Origin of the sequence: Bradyrhizobium sp. LB14.3, assembly GCF_040547985.1 — a bacterium.
Lineage (GTDB): Bacteria > Pseudomonadota > Alphaproteobacteria > Rhizobiales > Xanthobacteraceae > Bradyrhizobium.
Map to the genome: position 1 here is coordinate 485554 of NZ_JBEPQT010000004.1, position 15878 is coordinate 501431.

Annotated in this window: 16 protein-coding genes; 8 read left to right on the top strand and 8 right to left on the bottom strand. The window is 63.8% G+C overall.

Going from position 1 to position 15878, the window contains the following annotated elements:
• Positions 1-13: 13 nt before the first annotated feature.
• A complete protein-coding gene (locus ABIB00_RS12520) occupies positions 14-778 on the bottom strand; it encodes a FadR/GntR family transcriptional regulator (protein ID WP_354050773.1) in 765 nt (254 codons plus the stop codon).
• A 167-nt stretch (positions 779-945) separates the two neighbouring features.
• On the opposite strand from ABIB00_RS12520, the gene ABIB00_RS12525 reads away from it, so the two are divergent.
• Positions 946-2373: a sulfatase family protein gene (locus ABIB00_RS12525; RefSeq protein ID WP_247339718.1), complete on the top strand. Its 1428-nt coding sequence runs from the start codon at positions 946-948 to the stop codon at positions 2371-2373.
• 221 nt (positions 2374-2594) lie between these two features.
• Here ABIB00_RS12525 and ABIB00_RS12530 read toward each other — a convergent pair whose 3' ends face one another.
• The 5 genes from ABIB00_RS12530 to ABIB00_RS12550 form a co-directional block, all read right to left on the bottom strand.
• On the bottom strand, positions 2595-3686 hold the full coding sequence (locus ABIB00_RS12530; RefSeq protein ID WP_354104528.1) for an enolase C-terminal domain-like protein: 1092 nt from the start codon (positions 3684-3686) through the stop codon (positions 2595-2597).
• Between the two features lie 104 nt (positions 3687-3790).
• On the bottom strand, positions 3791-5014 hold the full coding sequence (locus ABIB00_RS12535) for an ABC transporter substrate-binding protein (protein WP_354104551.1): 1224 nt from the start codon (positions 5012-5014) through the stop codon (positions 3791-3793).
• Between the two features lie 168 nt (positions 5015-5182).
• Entirely contained in the window at positions 5183-6112 is a 930-nt protein-coding gene (locus ABIB00_RS12540; RefSeq protein WP_354104529.1) for an alpha/beta hydrolase, read from the bottom strand.
• Between the two features lie 125 nt (positions 6113-6237).
• Positions 6238-6723 (bottom strand): hypothetical protein, encoded by a 486-nt coding sequence (locus ABIB00_RS12545; protein WP_354104530.1) that lies wholly within the window; start codon positions 6721-6723, stop codon positions 6238-6240.
• Positions 6724-6955: 232 nt separating this feature from the next.
• Positions 6956-7525 (bottom strand): alpha-ketoglutarate-dependent dioxygenase AlkB, encoded by a 570-nt coding sequence (locus ABIB00_RS12550; protein WP_354104531.1) that lies wholly within the window; start codon positions 7523-7525, stop codon positions 6956-6958.
• Between the two features lie 79 nt (positions 7526-7604).
• Between ABIB00_RS12550 and ABIB00_RS12555 the strand changes: the two genes are divergently transcribed.
• Positions 7605-7745: a hypothetical protein gene (locus tag ABIB00_RS12555; RefSeq protein WP_164718835.1), complete on the top strand. Its 141-nt coding sequence runs from the start codon at positions 7605-7607 to the stop codon at positions 7743-7745.
• Here ABIB00_RS12555 and ABIB00_RS12560 read toward each other — a convergent pair.
• The gene (locus ABIB00_RS12560; protein ID WP_256468448.1) at positions 7742-7864 is read right to left on the bottom strand and encodes a hypothetical protein; all 123 of its coding nucleotides are present in this window, start codon (positions 7862-7864) and stop codon (positions 7742-7744) included. The two genes, ABIB00_RS12555 and ABIB00_RS12560, sit on opposite strands and share 4 nt — an antisense overlap.
• A gap of 213 nt (positions 7865-8077) precedes the next feature.
• On the opposite strand from ABIB00_RS12560, the gene ABIB00_RS12565 reads away from it, so the two are divergent.
• The 4 genes from ABIB00_RS12565 to ABIB00_RS12580 all read left to right on the top strand — a co-directional run bounded on the left by ABIB00_RS12565 (position 8078) and on the right by ABIB00_RS12580 (position 10978).
• A complete protein-coding gene (locus tag ABIB00_RS12565) occupies positions 8078-9142 on the top strand; it encodes an amidohydrolase family protein (protein ID WP_354104532.1) in 1065 nt (354 codons plus the stop codon).
• 14 nt (positions 9143-9156) lie between these two features.
• Entirely contained in the window at positions 9157-10269 is a 1113-nt protein-coding gene (locus tag ABIB00_RS12570; protein ID WP_354104533.1) for an amidohydrolase family protein, read from the top strand.
• A 17-nt stretch (positions 10270-10286) separates the two neighbouring features.
• Positions 10287-10700: a Rieske (2Fe-2S) protein gene (locus ABIB00_RS12575; protein WP_354104534.1), complete on the top strand. Its 414-nt coding sequence runs from the start codon at positions 10287-10289 to the stop codon at positions 10698-10700.
• A 71-nt stretch (positions 10701-10771) separates the two neighbouring features.
• Positions 10772-10978 (top strand): hypothetical protein, encoded by a 207-nt coding sequence (locus tag ABIB00_RS12580; protein WP_354104535.1) that lies wholly within the window; start codon positions 10772-10774, stop codon positions 10976-10978.
• A 118-nt stretch (positions 10979-11096) separates the two neighbouring features.
• Here ABIB00_RS12580 and ABIB00_RS12585 read toward each other — a convergent pair whose 3' ends face one another.
• Complete coding sequence (locus tag ABIB00_RS12585) at positions 11097-11942, bottom strand: SDR family NAD(P)-dependent oxidoreductase (RefSeq protein ID WP_354104536.1); 846 nt, start codon at positions 11940-11942, stop codon at positions 11097-11099.
• Between the two features lie 183 nt (positions 11943-12125).
• Between ABIB00_RS12585 and ABIB00_RS12590 the strand changes: the two genes are divergently transcribed.
• Together ABIB00_RS12590 and ABIB00_RS12595 are read left to right on the top strand one after the other, a co-directional pair.
• Positions 12126-13622, top strand: coding sequence for an aldehyde dehydrogenase family protein (locus ABIB00_RS12590; RefSeq protein WP_354104537.1), 1497 nt, complete (start codon positions 12126-12128; stop codon positions 13620-13622).
• 118 nt (positions 13623-13740) lie between these two features.
• Positions 13741-14868: an alkene reductase gene (locus tag ABIB00_RS12595; RefSeq protein WP_354104538.1), complete on the top strand. Its 1128-nt coding sequence runs from the start codon at positions 13741-13743 to the stop codon at positions 14866-14868.
• Positions 14869-15878: the final 1010 nt, after the last annotated feature.

The window sequence follows — 15878 nt, forward strand, 5'->3', positions numbered from 1 at the left end:
TTGTATGTCGGTTTCAACGCGCCCGTCTGGTGCGGGCCTTCTCGTCCTCGGTGTCCTTTTTCTTCTGGCGCGACATGGCCGAGACGATGTTCTGTTCGGTGAGATCCATCAGCTTGTGCATGGCCTGACGCGCGCCGTCGGGATTGCGCGCCCAGATTTCCTCAAGCACCGCGCGATGATAGGGCAGGCTCTTGCGCGGCGCGCCCGGATTGGTGCTCGACAGGTTGAACGACATCCGCAGTGCGGCTGCGACCGTGGCGCCAAAAGCAATCAGAAAGTCATTGCCTGTGGCGATGAGAATGCCGCGGTGAAACTGCAAGTCGGGCTCGGCATAGGCGACGCGGTCCATTCCGGCAGCGTCCATGCCGCGATAGGCCCGCTCGATCCTGGCAAAGTCTTCGTCCGTGCCGCGCGTCGCGCAAATCGCGCAGGCCTCGGGCTCGACGATCCTGCGGATCTCCATGATCTGCTTGGCAAACTCCTGCGTCGGCAACGCCATCAAGGTCCAGTTCAGCAGTTCCGCGTCGAGCATATTCCAGTCGAAGCGCGTGCGCACATGCGTGCCGGCCTTCTGCTTCGAGGCGATCAGTCCCTTCGCCTTCAGGAGCGAAAGCGATTCGCGCATCGATGCGCGGCTGACGCCGAAGCGTGACGCAAGCTCGATCTCGCGCGGCAGGGTCGCGCCTTCGCGCCACACGCCGGTGAGGATCAGCCGCGCCACCTCGCGGGCGACGTGACCGCTTGATTGCTGACTGTCCTTGCTGTCGGCCTTTGCCACGTTGATCCGGCTCTGCTGGGTTTAATGTCTGATATATTGCGAGTGCGAAGAAATGACCGCATAAACGCGGCCGTTCTGAAGGATAATCCAGCCAATGGCGGTTTGACAAGAATTATTATGTCAGACATATCTTCTCCCCTCCCAATGCCGCGTAGGACAAAACAATCGTGACAAAGCCCCACATCGTCCTGGTCATGACCGACCAGCAACGCTTCGACACGATCGCGGCGACGGGCCATCCCTACATGAAGACGCCGAATCTCGATCGTCTGGTGCGTGAAGGCATCTATTTCGATAATTGCTTCATCAATGCGCCGAGCTGCGTTCCCTCGCGCGCGGCATTGTTCTCCGGTCTCTATCCGCACGCTTCGGGCGTCCTGAAGAACGGGCAACACTGGCAGAAGACCTGGGTCAGCAATCTGGCGGAAGCCGGCTATCACTGCGTCAATGTCGGCAAGATGCACACGATCCCCTATGACGCCAAGGCCGGCTTTCACGAACGCTTCGTGGTCGAGAACAAGGATCGCTTTTTGGAGGGACGCTGGTTCGCCGACGAGCTCGACAAGGCCTTCGCCACGCACAAGCTGACAAAGCCGTCGCGCGCCGGCTATCGCAGCCTGCCGGATTATGGCGATCGGATGGGCGCGTTCACCTGGGAGATGCCGAAGTCGCTGCATCCGGACATTTTTGTCGCCGAGACCGCGATGTGGTGGCTGGAGACCCGCCCCAAGCCGGAAGCGCTGTTCATGCAGATCGGCCTGCCCGGACCGCACCCGCCCTATGACCCCTTGCCGGAATATCTGGAGCATTATCTCGCGCGCAACGACCTTCCGGTGCCGCAGCCGACCGAGGCCGAGATCGAGGGGCTTCCGGCGTATCTGAAGGAGAAGCGGCGCCATGACACCGAGGTCGACCACGACGCGGTGTCATGGAAGCTGGCGCCGACGCACGAAGAGATGCGGCGCCTGCGCGCGCATTACTATGCCAACGTCACCATGATCGACGAGCAGATCGGCCGCCTGATCGAGGTGCTGGAAAACAAGGGCTACCTTGACAATTGCGTCGTTGTCTTCATGTCGGACCACGGTGACAATCTCGGCGAACACGGTCTCAGCCAGAAATGGTCGATGTACGAGCCCGTCACCCGCGTCCCGCTGCTGTTCTGGTCACCCAGCCTTCCTTCCGACGGGCGACGGATTCAGGAAAAGTGCCAGCTGTTCGATCTGGGCCCGACCATCCTCGATCTTGCCGGCGCGCAGCATCCAAAGCCGTTCCAGGCCCGCAGCTTGCTGCCGGCGCTGAAGGGCGAGGAATGGAGTGGCCGCGAGTTCGTGTTCAGCGAGCAAGCCGGCGACGTCGCCATGACCGGCGCGCGGCTGATCACGATGGTGCGCGATGACCGCTGGAAGGTCGTGTTCATCCACGGCGCCGAGGACGGGCAGTTGTTCGATCTCGAGCGCGATCCGCTTGAACAGCGCAATCTCTGGGGTATGCCTGAGCATGCCGGAATCATCAGCCGTCTCAAGGATGCCTTTATCGACTGGCGCCAGAACAGCCTGCTGGAGACGATGGATTTGAACGCGGCGGTGCGTTGACGGCGCTCCCTCGCCCGGTCCCGGCAGGCCTAACGCATATGGCGAGGCTGCGAGAGTGCTCGGCCTTCATGGTTCGAGACGCGCCGTAAGCGGCGCTCCTCACCATGAGGGTCTACAGTCTTGCCGGAGGGTCTACGGTCTCGCCGCGCAACAGGACCTCATCCTGAGGAGCCCGCTAAAAGCGGGCGTCTCGAAGGATGGCCACAAGGAAACCGTGTCGATCAATCAATCAGATACTTCCTCACCGCCGCCTCGTCCCACGCAATGCCGTTGCCGGGCTCCTCGCACGGCAGCGCAAAGCCGTCCTTGATCTGCAACCGCGTCGCCAGCACCGCGTCGGCCCAGTCGACATATTCCAGCCAATGCGCGGTCGGCGTCACGCAAAGCAAATGCGCGCTGACTTCCGAGAACAGATGCGTCGACATCTCGCTGCCGGCGGCATGCGCGAGCGCCGCGGCGCGCAGCCAGCCGGTGACGCCGCCGATGCGCTGCACGTCGGGCATCACGTAGTCGCAGGCTTCCGCCGACAGCGCGGACTGCATCGCGAACGCGCTGTCAAAGTTCTCGCCGATCTGGACCGGGGTGCGCAGCGCATCCGCGATACGGGCGCAGCCGGAATAGTCGTCGTGACGGATCGGCTCCTCGATCCAGGTCAGCCCCTCATCGTCGAGCATCTCGCCGCGGCGGATGGCTTCAGTCACCGTCAGCGCCTGGTTGTAGTCGCACATCAGCGTCACGTCGTCGCCGACGGCCTTGCGCACCGCGCGCACCACCTTCAGGTCTTCCCGCGCATCGGGGCGGCCGACGCGGATCTTTGCGGCCTGAAAGCCCTCGGCCAGCAGCTTGTGAGCTTCCTCCACCGCGGCACCCGCCGGCATGATGCCGAGGCCCTTCGAATTGTAGGCTCTGACCGGTTTCGGCGCCCCGCCGAGCAGCCGCGCCAGCGGCAGGCCGCGTGCGCGCGCCAGCGCGTCCCATGCGGCCATGTCGATGCCGGATTGTGCCATCCGCTGCAGGCCGGCGAGCCCCAGCAGCGTGAAACGCTGGGTCAGCTTGCGCTCGATCTCGAACGGCAGCAGCTCGTCGCCGGCGACGAGGTCCGACATTTCCGTGACCATCGCCGTCAGCGGCTTCAAGGCCGAGGGCGTGATCGAGAACAGATAGGCGTGCCCGCGCACGCCCTGGTCGGTCTCGCAGTCGATCAGCACCAGCGGCGCCTTTGCGACAGCCCCGGTCGAGGTCTTGAGCGGCAGGTTCATCGGCACGATCACGGGGCGCACATTGAAGCGCTTGATGCGGATGGTCTCGGTCATTTGGAGGATCTCCCGGCGGAGTGAATGCAGATCTGGGTCGATTTTAAGCATTCGTCATGAAACGAAAAGGCATTTGCCGCAACCACCATAGACTGGCGTTGCGCCTATCGCGCCGCACCTTCCGTGAATGCGGTTTCGATCACCTCGCCGAAGGGTTGCCAGGACCGGCCGTCGAACTGGACCAGCCGCATCTGCCTGATCGGCAGATAGCTGTTCGGCGAGGTGTTCATCCTGATGTTGGGCAGCGCGACGGAAGGCTGATAACTCTTGAGCGAAGCTGCCTGACGCATGATGTTCTCGCGCGAGAAGTCGTCGCCGCATTGCTTCAGCACCTGCGTCAGTGTCTCGGCCGCGGCGTAGCCATAGAGCGCCGCGCTGTTGTTGGTGCTTTCGACGTGATGGTACTTGTCCATGAAGGCGAACCAGTCCTTCATGGCAGGATCGTCTTTCCACGCGGGATCGCTTGGATCTTTCAGAAAGGCCGCCGAGATCACGCCGGCCGAATTCTCCAGGCCCGCGGGCGCCATCGCGTTGGCGATCGAGGCGGAGGCGTCGTTGACTATGAAGACCGGGCGCCATTTCAGTGACGCCGCCAGCTTGATCACCTTGGACGCCGTCGACGGCACGCCGAGAAAGACGAAAACATCGGCGCCGGTGCGTTTGAGGATCGAGACGTGTCCGTCGAGATGCTCGTCGGCAATGTCGAAGGCGATGTCGACGAGGATGAGACGATTCAGATCGCCAAGACCTTCCTCGATGCCCTTGAGGAGCGAACGCCCGAACTGGTCGTTCTGCCAGAGCACTACGATCTTCTTCCGCGGATAATAGGCTTGGATGTAGTTGGCATAGATGCGCCCCTCCGACCGGAACGGCGGCTGCCAGCCCATGGTCCAGGGAAACGCCTTGGCCTGGCTCAGCTCCTCGTCGCCGGATGCGACGAACAGCTGCGGGATCTTCTTCTCGTTGAGATACCAGCGCGTGGCGAGATTGCCGGGCGTGCCGAACGAGCCGAACATCAGGTGCACGTCGTCCGTCTCGACCAGATTGCGGGTCAACTCCAGCGCGGTCGCCGGATCGGAATTGTCGTCGCGGGTGATGAAGCGGATCTTGCGGCCGTTGATGCCGCCACGCGCGTTGACCATGTCGAAATAGGCGGCCTCCGCCTGGCCGATGGCGCCGAATTCGGAGAGCGGTCCTGAATACGGCATGACGTTGCCGATGCGGATTTCGTTATCGACGGAGGATTGATCGGCGCGCTCCTGGGACATCGCCCCGAGCGATGCCAGGGCAACCATCAACACGAACAGCATCCTGCCGGAGACGCGCATGCTCGACACCTTGACGTTGGCTCTGATCGAGGTCGGCTCAATTTGCACCAGGACCGCTTGATCTAGGTCAAGCGTTTGTCGATCGTGTGGCCTGATGGCTCCGTTCGACCGTGCGCGGTGTGCGCGGAGCCACACGGCAGCCTCGCTGACGCTGATAGCGGGGTGCCGCTACGGCAGCCCGCGCGCCTCGAGTTGATGCACCAGCAGCAGCGTCGGCTCGGCGAGGCTGTCGCCGGAGCCATCGAGGCCGAAGGCGCTCGCGATGCCGTCGCGGCTGCGCAGCAGTGTGGCGCGCGGACAATGGCCGGCGCCGCAGAGCGTCTTCTTCAGGGTCTCGCCCTGCGCCACGAGCCCGGCGGAATCGTCCGCGGCCCAGGCCAGCACGATCGGCACCTCGACGTTGAGGATGCCGGGGAAGACCGAGCGCTTGTTGTACTGGCTGGCGTCGCTGCCGAGATAAGCCTTCTCACTGTCGCTCGCGTCCTTGCCCGCGCGATAGACCCCGGACACCAGCACGACCGCCGCGACATCGGCGCGGTCGGTCTGGAACTCGGGATGGGCCAGCAGGGTGGCGACATGGAAGGCGCCGGCGCCGTAGCCGACCGCGACGATTTCGTGGGCATCGCCATTGAACAGGTCGATATTGCCGTGGATCCAGGACAGCGCCGCCGCCACGTCGGTCGCCCCAGTGGGCCAGGTCGCCGAGGGCGCCAGCCGGTAGCTGACGCGCACGCCGATCATGTCGTTACGCGCGGCAAAGCACATGGCCTGGTCCTGGATCTGGCGCGACAGCTCCGGCGCGGCGTGGTCACCGGTGAAGGTGTCGCCGGCCACGAACAGCAGCACCGGCCGCGGGGTATTCGCCTTGGTCGTGCTGGTGGCGATATCGAGCACATTGGCTTCGCTCTCGCCGTAGCGCAGGCCGCGCGAGAAGGTGACCTGCTCGCACAGCCGCGCGGTGCCACCGGCGCTCGTGTCGTTGTCGGTGAGGCCCACCCGGACGAGATCGGACGGCGCAGCCGGCAGCATCGGCAACGGAGCGTGCGCGGAGGCTGCCGTCACGCCCAGAATTAGAAAAAATGCGAGATAATTCTTCATGTCGGTGTCGGCCCCGCGTGCCCGATATGGGCTCGCGCGTTTGGCCTGTCTTTTCAATTCGCCTTATTAGTTAGTTGGTCTTGAGGCGATTTCACGGCACCCCCGTTTCGTCCTCCCGGCCCGGTTCAATTCCCCGGCTGGAACGTGCAATCCGCCCCGCCGCCGTCCTTCCGCCTGATGGCATTGGGGTCGATCGTGCAGCTCAGGTTCGTCAGGCTCTCGAAATTCGATCCCGCCGCGCCGTCGGGCGGAATGCCGGCCAGTGCTTCGGTGGCGAATATCTCGTTGGCCGTTGAGCCGTTCACCGTCCTGGTCTTCTTGCCGAAGGCGACCTCGCAGTTCCGCACGGTGATGTCGACGTGGCCGGTGCGACAGACGATTCTATCGGCGGTCACCACGATCGGCTTCTTGTAGGGAATGTCGCTGTTGGCGGCGAACAGCATCGCCATTGCCTTCTTCTCGGCACCGGACAGAACCGGTGACAGCGGCGCGATCACCCCCGCGAGCGCCAGCGCCGTCGAGCCGGAGACCTTTGCCGGCGCCGCGCCGGAGGCACCGGACGCGGTTGCGACAACGAAGGCGCAGGCGAGGATCAATCGAACGGGTTTCATCCGTGGCTCCCTGGACCTGCAATCGCGGCTTCCCTCCTGGGCAGCGCGTGGAACCAGTTTAGCATGTAAACGCGAATTGGAAGGCAAGTTCGCCAGGCCTTGCGCCTTTGCGCGGCGCGGCTGTTTTGCATCGAGGTGTCAAATGGTTACGCCGCAGGGCCGAGCCTCGGGCCGAGAACGCCGTTCTACTGTGCATGGGGTTGTTTTCGCGTTTTTTGTTTCGGCCGCCCCGTCAGGCCTGCTTCATCGTCCGGAAGGTGATGGAGTAGCGGCGCGCCTCGACCGGCGGGATGCTGTGCTCCCATTGCGACCGCGCCTCGCCGTCCATCATGTAAAGCGAGCGCGGCAGGGCTTCGAGCGTGTGGCGCTCCCATCTGTCGCCGCTACGGCGGCGGAAGCGGAATTTGCAGGACGAGCCAAGCGACAGGCCGAGGATCTCTTTGAAATGCGGCTTGTCGCGATGCCAGCCGATGCCGACGCCGGCGTCGTATTCGGTGCAGAGCACCTGCTGGACGCTGCCGCCAACGAGACCCGCCCATGCCTCGACCTGATGCGCGATGGGCAGCACCCAGTCCGGGATCGGCTCGGCCTCCGCGAGCCGCTGCAGGGCGTAGTCATAGCGATAGCCGAAGGACGCCACCCGGCGGTTGCCCTCGAAGGCGCCGAACTGGAAGCGCTGGAGCGGCAATGCCGCGATGCGGCCGATCAGCGCCTGCTCGGCGGCGGCCTCGACGAAGTCATCGGTGTAGCGAAGGCCGACGGGGCCTTCTTGCGGATCAGCGAACAAACCAAGCTGCGTCATTCCTCGCATTTCCGTGATGGAACCTAATGGCTGCTGATGCGACTTACATATGACGCAGGAAGTAATGTGCGAGGCTGTCATGGCACAGAAGCATACCGCCGATCCGGCAGAGATCATGCGGGCAACCGGTCATCCTGAGCTGGAATACGCCGCCGGCTGGACCATCGCCGGTCTGGTCACCATCGGCACCATCGTCGCCGCCTGGGTGTTCGCGATCTAGGCTATTGGAAACGGCAGCTCGAAGGCCGCGCCCTCGTCGGTCGGCTTCAGCCTGATCGAGCCGCGCAGCCGCTGCGCCATCGCTTCGGGCCGCGCCCTTGATCGAGGCTTGATGGGCATAGACAATACGCAAGAAGGCGGCGGACCAATGCGCTCCGCTGCTTCGGCGGCGGAGCACATTCCGCCAAACTTCATATCGCGCTTGGGAAATGCAACCGAGCCATGACGGATCGCGCGGTCGCGCGACCTTGCGCAAACGTACGGGCAGGGGCAGTCTTCGCGGGCGGCACGCCGCCAATAAGATGTGCTTACAAGATATCGGCGAGGAAGCTCATGGCGGTGACGCGGATCGACTGCGACGTCCACCCGGCTGTTGGTGGCACGCGCACGACGCTGCTGCCCTATCTCAGCGATCACTGGAAAGAGCAGGTCGTGAGCCGCGCCATCGACGGACTCGATCTCACCTCCTATCCACCGAGCATGCCGCTGGCGGGCCGCGCCGACTGGCGTCCGGCGAACGGCGCCAAGCCTGGTTCCAATCTCGCGATGGTGCAGAAGGGCGCGTTCGAGCAGCTCGGTGCCAGCCACGCCATCCTCAACGTGCTCTATGGCGCACAGGCCGTGTTCGACCCCTACATGGCGGCCGACTTCTGCAAGGCGATCAACGACTGGATCGCCACTGAGTGGCTGTCGCGCGATCCGCGCCTGCGGGCTTCGATCGTGGTGCCGATGCAGGATCCGGATCTGGCGATCGAGGAGATCGAGCGCCGCGCCGGCGACAATCGCTTCGTCTCCATCCTGGTGCTGGCTCAGGGCGAGACGCTGCTGGGGCGGCGGCATTTTTGGCCGGTCTATCGGCTCGCGGAGAAATACAAGCTGCCGCTCGCGATCCACGCCGGCACGCAATATCGGCAGGCGCCGAGCTCAGCCGGCTGGCCGTCGCACCGTTACGAATATTACTTCGTCGAGGCGCAGGCGTTTCAGGCGCAGATCTTGAGCCTGATCTATGAGGGCGTGTTCGGCAAGTTTCCGAATCTCAAGGTCGTGCTGATGGAATCCGGTGTGAGCTGGCTGCCGACCTTCATGTGGCGCGCCAACAAGACCTGGCGCGGGGTGCGCGTCGAGGTGCCCTGGGTCGAGCGCGAGCCGGCTGCGATCATCCGCGACAATTTTCGCCTCACCATGCAGCCGTTCGACGCGCCGGCCGACGCCAAAAGCGTCGAGGAGATCATCGACCAGATCGGCTCCGAAAAGATGTTCCTGTTCGCGTCCGACTATCCGCACTGGCAGTTCGACGGCGACGATCCGATCCCGCCGAACCTGCCGAAGAGCATCATCTCGAAGATGTGCGTCGACAACCCGCTGGAGACGTTTCCGCGGCTGTCGCTCGCCAACTAACTTTGGAGGTTCGCATGAGTGAAGTCATCGACCGTCCGCTGCGTGAAGACGAGAAGCCGATGGCGACCCGGCTGCGCATCGTCGATTGCGACGTGCATCCGAGCCTGCATTCGTTCGACGATCTCAACGAGTTCCTGCCCAAACGCTGGCAGCAGCATCTGAAGGAATATGGCAGCCATCTGCGCACGCCCTATCTGTTCACCACGCCATATCCGCGCTCCTCGCCTTTGATCGCCCGGCGCGACGCCTGGCCGCCGACCGGCGGGCCACCCGGCTCGGATCTCGCCTTCATGCAGAAGCAGCATCTCGATCCGCTCGATGTCGAGTTCGGGATTTTGCAGGTGCTCGATCTCTTCATCTTCTCGCAGCAAAATCTCGAATTTGGCGCCGCGATCCAGCGTGCCATCAACGACTGGCAACTGGCGTTCTGGTCGCATCGCGACCCGCGCCTGAAGGCTTCGATTCTGGTCGGCCAGGATGGCGTCGATCTTGCGATTGCCGAAATCGAACGTTGCGCGAAAATCGGCGAATACATCCAGATCAACGTCTCGCCGCGCGCCAACGAGCCGCTGGGCCGCCGCCGCTACTGGCCGATCTACGAACGTGCCCAAGAACTGGATCTGCCGCTCGGCATCCATGTCGGCGGCTATGGCGGGCATGCGCCGACCGGCGGCGGCTGGCCGTCCTACTATGTCGAGGAGCACCAGTCCAACGCACACACCATTGCGGCGCAGCTTGCCAGTCTCGTGATCGAGGGGGTGCCGGAGCGCTTTCCAAAATTGAAGTTCGTCTTCATCGAGGGCGGCTTCGGCTGGATCCCATCTGCGGTGTGGCGGATGGACCAGCACTTTGAGCGCTTCCGCAGCGAGGTGCCGCATCTCAAGCGCAAGCCGTCGGAATATGTGCGCGAGCATTTCTGGTTCACGACGCAACCGATCGACGAGCCTGACGAAGCCCGGCATCTGCGCTCGCTGATCGAATGGGTCGGCATCGACCGTTTATTGTTCTCATCGGACTATCCGCACTGGGACTTTGACGATCCGCGCTTCGCTTTCAAGACGCCGCTGACAGAAGCCGAGCGGACCAAGATCTTCAGCACCAATGCCCGCGCGGTCTATAAATTCTGAGAGCGGTGTGAGCGAATATGGCCCGTCACATCGTTGCGTCCACCTCGGAGATCCCGCCCGGCGGCAACAAGGTCGTCGACGTCGAGGGCCGCGACATCGTTGTGTTCCACGTCAATGGCGAGTTCTTCGCGCTGCTGAACCGCTGCCCGCACGAAGGCGCGCCGCTGGAGAAAGCGGCGTGCGTGGCGCGGCTGACCTCGCCCGAGCCCGGCGTCTATCAGCGCTCGCGCGTCGGAGAGATGCTGCGCTGTCCCTGGCATGGCTGGGAGTTCGACATGCGCAACGGCCAGTCGTGGTTCGACCCGAAGCGCGTCAAGATAAGGTCATATCCGGTCGCGGTGGAGCGAGGCGAGGAACTCCAGAAGGGCCCGTATGTTGCCGAGACGTTTGCGGTGCATGTCGAGGACAGCTACGTGATTGTCGAAGTCTGAGCAGCCGTTTCGGATTGTGATTTCGCCGCAGGTGGGATAAGCCTCGCCCGCATTTATGGCGGAGACGAGCTTTGTCCAAACAGTCCCTGCGTGAGGAGGCCGAGCGCCTGATCCGCGAATCGATGGAAAAGAAGACCGTCGTCGTCAAGCAGGGCGATACCCGCATCGAGGCCGTCTGCGGCAAATGCGGCGCCCCGAACCGGGTGCAGGCGCCAAAGGGCCAGTCCCGCGTCAAATTCTCCTGCAAGAATTGCGGGCATCAGCAAGAGACGCTCTAACCCTCATCATGAGGAGCCCGCTGGAAGCGGGCGTCTCGAAGGATCGAGGCCCCAGCCGGGCCTGCATGGTTCGAGACGCGCGTTCCGCACTCCTCAGCATGAAGGGCTCACGGCTCATCTAATCCCCCTCGACAAATCTCTTGAACGCATCCGCATAATCCGGGTGCCAGCGTGACAGCGGCGGGCGGTTCTCCACGATGTCGCCGGCGGCCCACAGCATGCGCTTTTCGTCGAGCGCGCGCGGGACGTCATTGTCCGGGCACAGGATGTAGAAATCGCCGGCCTCCAGCCGTGCCAGCATGAAATCCACGGTCTGCTCGGCCGTCCAGGCGCCCGCCGGCTTTTCGGTGCGGCCCTTCGCGGTAAGGCCCGTAAAGACGAAGCCGGGAATCAGCATATGCGCGGTGATGCGGCAATCCCTGGTGTTGCGCAGTTCGTGCTGGAGCGCTTCCGTAAAAGCCTTCACCCCGGCCTTGGAGACGTTGTAGGCGGGATCGCCAGGCGGCGTGGTGATGCCCTGCTTCGAGCCGGTGTTGATGATGAGGCCGGCGCTGCCGCGCGCGATCATGTTGGGCGCGAAGATGCGCGAGCCGTTGATGATGCCCCACATATTGACGCTGATGATGCGCTGCCAGTTGTCGGGTTCGCCGAACAGCGTGCTGCCGGGCTGGATGCCGGCGTTGTTCATGAGAATGTCGGTGCCGCCGAAGCGCTCGTGCACGGCGCGCTCCAGTTGCGTCACGCTCTCGGCCTTGCTGACATCGACCGCGAAGGTCATCACATGTGTGGCAGAAGTGATGGATGACAGTTTTGCGGCGGCCTCCGCCAGCCGCGCCTGATCCACATCGGCGATACACACCTTCATGCCGCCGCGCGCGAACGCTGCGGCGGCGGCGAATCCGATGCCGGACGCTCCGCCGGTGATCACGGCAACATTGTCTTTGACGATGGCGGGGTGCGGCATGGATCGTCTCCGGGAGAGGGGCTCGGTCGGGCTATAACATGGCGCTCGCGCGACCCTGCACAAGTCGGCATGGGAGGTCTTCGTTCCGCACCGACTTTACGCCTATCCGGCATCGCAGTATTCTATCGACCTAACGATCCCGCCCAGATCGAACCAATCAATCATTTGACAGGGAGTTCAGCCATGGCTGTGTCGCAGGCAATTCCGATCACGCGCCATCCATTCGCCAACGGGTCCTACAAGCAGATGCTGATCGACGGGAAGTGGGTCGATGCTGCCTCCGGCAAGCGCTTCGAGACCCACAACCCCGCCACCGGCGAACTGCTCGCAACGGTCGCCGAGGGCGACAAGGAAGATATCGACCGTGCAGTTGCTGCCGCCCGCCGCGCCTTCGAAGGGGCCTGGAGCAAGGTCAAGCCGTTCGAGCGGCAGAACCTGCTCCTGAAGCTCGCCGACCTCGTCGAGAAGAATTTCGACGAATTGTCGCAGCTCGACACGCTCGATATGGGCGCCCCGCTCAGCCGTACCCGCGCCTATCGCCTGCGCGCCGTCGGCATGCTGCGCTACTATGCCGGCCAGACCACCGCGATCCACGGCGAAACCATCGAGAACTCGCTGCCCGGCGAGATATTCTCCTACACGCTGAAGGAGCCGATCGGCGTCGTCGGCGCCATCATTCCCTGGAACGGCCCGCTGACCGCAACGATCTGGAAGATCGGTCCGGCGATCGCGACCGGCTGCACCGTCGTGCTCAAGCCCGCCGAAGAAGCGCCGCTGACCTCGCTGCGCATGGCCGAGCTCGCGATGGAAGCGGGCGTGCCGCCCGGCGTCATCAACGTCGTGCCTGGCTATGGCGAGACCGCGGGTGCCGCGCTTGCCTCGCACCACGACGTCGACAAGGTCGCCTTCACCGGCTCGCATGTCACGGGCCAGTCGATCATCCGTGCCTCGGCCGGCAACCTCAAGCGTGTCTCGCTGGAACTCGGCGGCAAGTCGCCGGACATCGTGTTCGCGGATGCCGATCTCGATGCGGCCGTGCCTGGTGCGGCGATGGCGGTGTTCGCCAATTCGGGGCAGATCTGCAGCGCGGGCACGCGGCTGTTCGTCGAGCAGTCGATCTACGAGGAATTCGTCGGACGTGTCGCCGAGTTCGGCAAGAAGTTGCAAGTGGGCAACGGCCTCGATCCCAACACCCAGATCGGGCCGCTGGTCTCCGAGCAGCAGCTCGAACGCGTCACCAGCTATCTCGACATCGGCCAGAAGGAAGGCGCCAAGGCGCTCGCCGGCGGCGGCCGGGTCACCGAAGGCGCGCTGTCGAAAGGCTTCTTCGTTTCACCCACCGTGTTCGCGGGCGTCCAGGACAACATGCGGATCGCGCAGGAGGAGATCTTTGGACCGGTCATCTCCGCCATCGCGTTCAAGGACATGGACGAACTGGTCAAGCGCGCCAACACCACCACGTTCGGCCTGGGCTCGGGCCTGTGGACGCGCGACGTCAGCAAGGCACATGCGGTTGCGAAGAGGCTCCGCGCCGGCTCGGTGTGGGTGAATTGCTACCAGGCGATGGACCCGGCAGTGCCCTTCGGCGGCTACAAGATGAGCGGTTACGGCCGCGAGTCTGGCAAGCAGCATGTCGAGGAATATCTCAACGTGAAGGCCGTCTGGATCAAGACGGCGTAACGCTCGTTCTCTCCCGCGTTCCGCGGGAGGGAATATCTGCTTTTGTAGGGGCGGCGCCTTTTCCGGTGGCCGCCCCTCGCTATATGATCCGCATCCTTTCTTAGCCATTGGGGCCCGCATGAAATTCGAGGCGTTGTTCAAACCGTTGCAGGTCGGTCCGTACAAGCTCGCGCATCGCGTCGCGATGGCGCCGTTGACGCGCATGCGGGCCGAGCGCGAGAGCTTTTCGCCGCGGCCGCTCAACGCCGAATATTACGGTCAGCGCGCCACCCAAGGCGGCCTGCTCATCGCCGAGGCCTCGCCCGTGCTCTCGCATGGCCGCGGTAACCCGGCGACGCCCGGCATCTATTCGGAGACGCAGATCGCCGGCTGGCGCAAGGTGGTCGACGCCGTGCATGCCACGGGCGGCATCATCTTTCTCCAGCTCTGGCATGTCGGCCGCGTCTCTCATTCCTCTTTCCACGGTGGTGAGCTGCCGGTCTCGGCCTCGGCGATACCGATCAAGGCCGAAGGCGTGAAGGCGATGACCGCCGACGGCAAGATCTCCGACTACGAGACGCCGCGCGCGCTGGAGACCGAAGAGGTCAAGGGCATCGTCGAGGCCTTCAGGCAGGGCGCGAAGAACGCGCTGGCCGCCGGCTTCGACGGCGTCGAGATTCATGGCGCCAACGGCTATCTGCTCGAACAGTTTTTGCAGTCGCGCAGCAACCAGCGCACCGATCAGTACGGCGGTTCGATCGAGAACCGCGCGCGGCTTCTGCTCGAAGTGACGCAGGCCGCGATCGACGTCTGGGGCGCGGGCCGCGTCGGCGTGCGGCTGTCGCCCCACGGCATTGCCAATGATTCCGGCGAGCCCGATCCGATGCCGCTCTACACGCATGTGGTGAAGGCGATCGACAAGCTCGGTCTCGCCTATTTGCATTTCATCGAACCGCGCTCCAGCGGTTCGGGGCGAGCCGAAGTCAACTGGCAGAACGTGCCGTCGGCGATGCTGCTGTTCCGTCCGCTCTACAGTGGTGTGCTGATGACCGCCGGCGGCTTCACAGGCGAGACGGCGAACGCCGCGATCGCGGAGGGACATGCCGACATCATCGCCTTCGGTCGCATCTTCATCTCCAACCCCGACCTACCGCGCCGCCTGCAGCACGATTATCCGGTCACGCCGTATAACCGTGCGACGTTCTATGGCGGCGAGGAGAAGGGGTATACGGACTATCCGGTGTATGACGAGCTGACGCCGGCGTAGGCTTTTCCGTGGCCCGGATAGTGATGCTCCGACCGCCAGCATAATTTCCGTCATTGCGAGCGAAGCGAAGCGAGCCAGAATCTTTTCCGCAGAGACAGTCTGGATTGCTTCGCTGCGCTCGCAATGACGGTGTAGCTGCGGGCTGCCCAAGCCCTCTCGCCGCGCGCGGCCTGCACCCGCGAGGCGTCGGGCAAAATACCCGGTCAAGCCCTCCGCGTAAAAAGATTTCACTTTTCCGAATTTCGGATTTGTGGCATACGACGCTCATCCTGGCCCTGCCAAAGGGGCGTTCGCGATCGTCACGACATGCGGGCCGGGTGGCGGTGGACGCGGCAGCGTCGGCGCGGGCGGCGTGATGACAGGGCGGGCAACCGTGAGTCCTCACGCGACGCGGTACGACACGGCGCTGGAGAGCGGGCTGGTCGATTGTCGGGGGTGAGCACACGCAAGCCCTTGACGATCAGGCGGGTCCGTCCGCGGACGGAGAAGTCGTGTGGTCCTGACGCCCGGGGTCTGTGCGTCAAGTCCCAGCGGTGATGTGGCGGCCCGACCGGGCGCGCGCATCAGCCATCGGCGGGACGACGGGGGCAATAGTGCATCGCTCCCCGGGGAGAGCACGAAGGACACCGTTAAAACCATCCGCGCAGGGAAGGCCGGGCGATCGGCCACCCCATCGGTCCACCCCGTGTGCACTCTTGTCGCGCACGGACCAACGGGTGCCGCCGGCGCCCGGCCTTCCCTGCGCCCTTTGGCTTCAGAGCGCGCGAACGAAACCTTAAAGCTCGGGCGAAACGCGCCGCGAGAACGCGAAGGCGTGTCAGCTATCTGGAAGGCCCATTGAAAGAGCGATGCAGTTGCCCCAATCTCGTCATTGCGAGCGCCGCGAAGCAATCAAGGATCTTTCCGCAGAGACAGTCTGGATTGCTCACATGGGGATTTGGTGTGTCAAGGCGGATGTTCCGCTTTTTGTTTGATTGCTGCCAGCTTTTCGTCCCGACCGCTGGGTCTTT

What these genes read in the sequence shown, in the direction of transcription:
- ABIB00_RS12595 (WP_354104538.1), top strand. Translation starts at nt 13,741, where the DNA reads ATGAAATTCGAGGCGTTGTTCAAACCGTTGCAGGTCGGTCCGTACAAG.
- ABIB00_RS12590 (WP_354104537.1), top strand. Translation starts at nt 12,126, where the DNA reads ATGGCTGTGTCGCAGGCAATTCCGATCACGCGCCATCCATTCGCCAAC.
- ABIB00_RS12575 (WP_354104534.1), top strand. Translation starts at nt 10,287, where the DNA reads ATGGCCCGTCACATCGTTGCGTCCACCTCGGAGATCCCGCCCGGCGGC.
- ABIB00_RS12555 (WP_164718835.1), top strand. Translation starts at nt 7,605, where the DNA reads ATGGCACAGAAGCATACCGCCGATCCGGCAGAGATCATGCGGGCAACC.
- ABIB00_RS12540 (WP_354104529.1), bottom strand. Translation starts at nt 6,112, where the DNA reads ATGAAGAATTATCTCGCATTTTTTCTAATTCTGGGCGTGACGGCAGCC.
- ABIB00_RS12560 (WP_256468448.1), bottom strand. Translation starts at nt 7,864, where the DNA reads ATGCCCATCAAGCCTCGATCAAGGGCGCGGCCCGAAGCGATGGCGCAG.
- ABIB00_RS12565 (WP_354104532.1), top strand. Translation starts at nt 8,078, where the DNA reads ATGGCGGTGACGCGGATCGACTGCGACGTCCACCCGGCTGTTGGTGGC.
- ABIB00_RS12530 (WP_354104528.1), bottom strand. Translation starts at nt 3,686, where the DNA reads ATGACCGAGACCATCCGCATCAAGCGCTTCAATGTGCGCCCCGTGATC.
- ABIB00_RS12585 (WP_354104536.1), bottom strand. Translation starts at nt 11,942, where the DNA reads ATGCCGCACCCCGCCATCGTCAAAGACAATGTTGCCGTGATCACCGGC.
- ABIB00_RS12535 (WP_354104551.1), bottom strand. Translation starts at nt 5,014, where the DNA reads ATGCGCGTCTCCGGCAGGATGCTGTTCGTGTTGATGGTTGCCCTGGCA.
- ABIB00_RS12570 (WP_354104533.1), top strand. Translation starts at nt 9,157, where the DNA reads ATGAGTGAAGTCATCGACCGTCCGCTGCGTGAAGACGAGAAGCCGATG.
- ABIB00_RS12550 (WP_354104531.1), bottom strand. Translation starts at nt 7,525, where the DNA reads ATGACGCAGCTTGGTTTGTTCGCTGATCCGCAAGAAGGCCCCGTCGGC.
- ABIB00_RS12545 (WP_354104530.1), bottom strand. Translation starts at nt 6,723, where the DNA reads ATGAAACCCGTTCGATTGATCCTCGCCTGCGCCTTCGTTGTCGCAACC.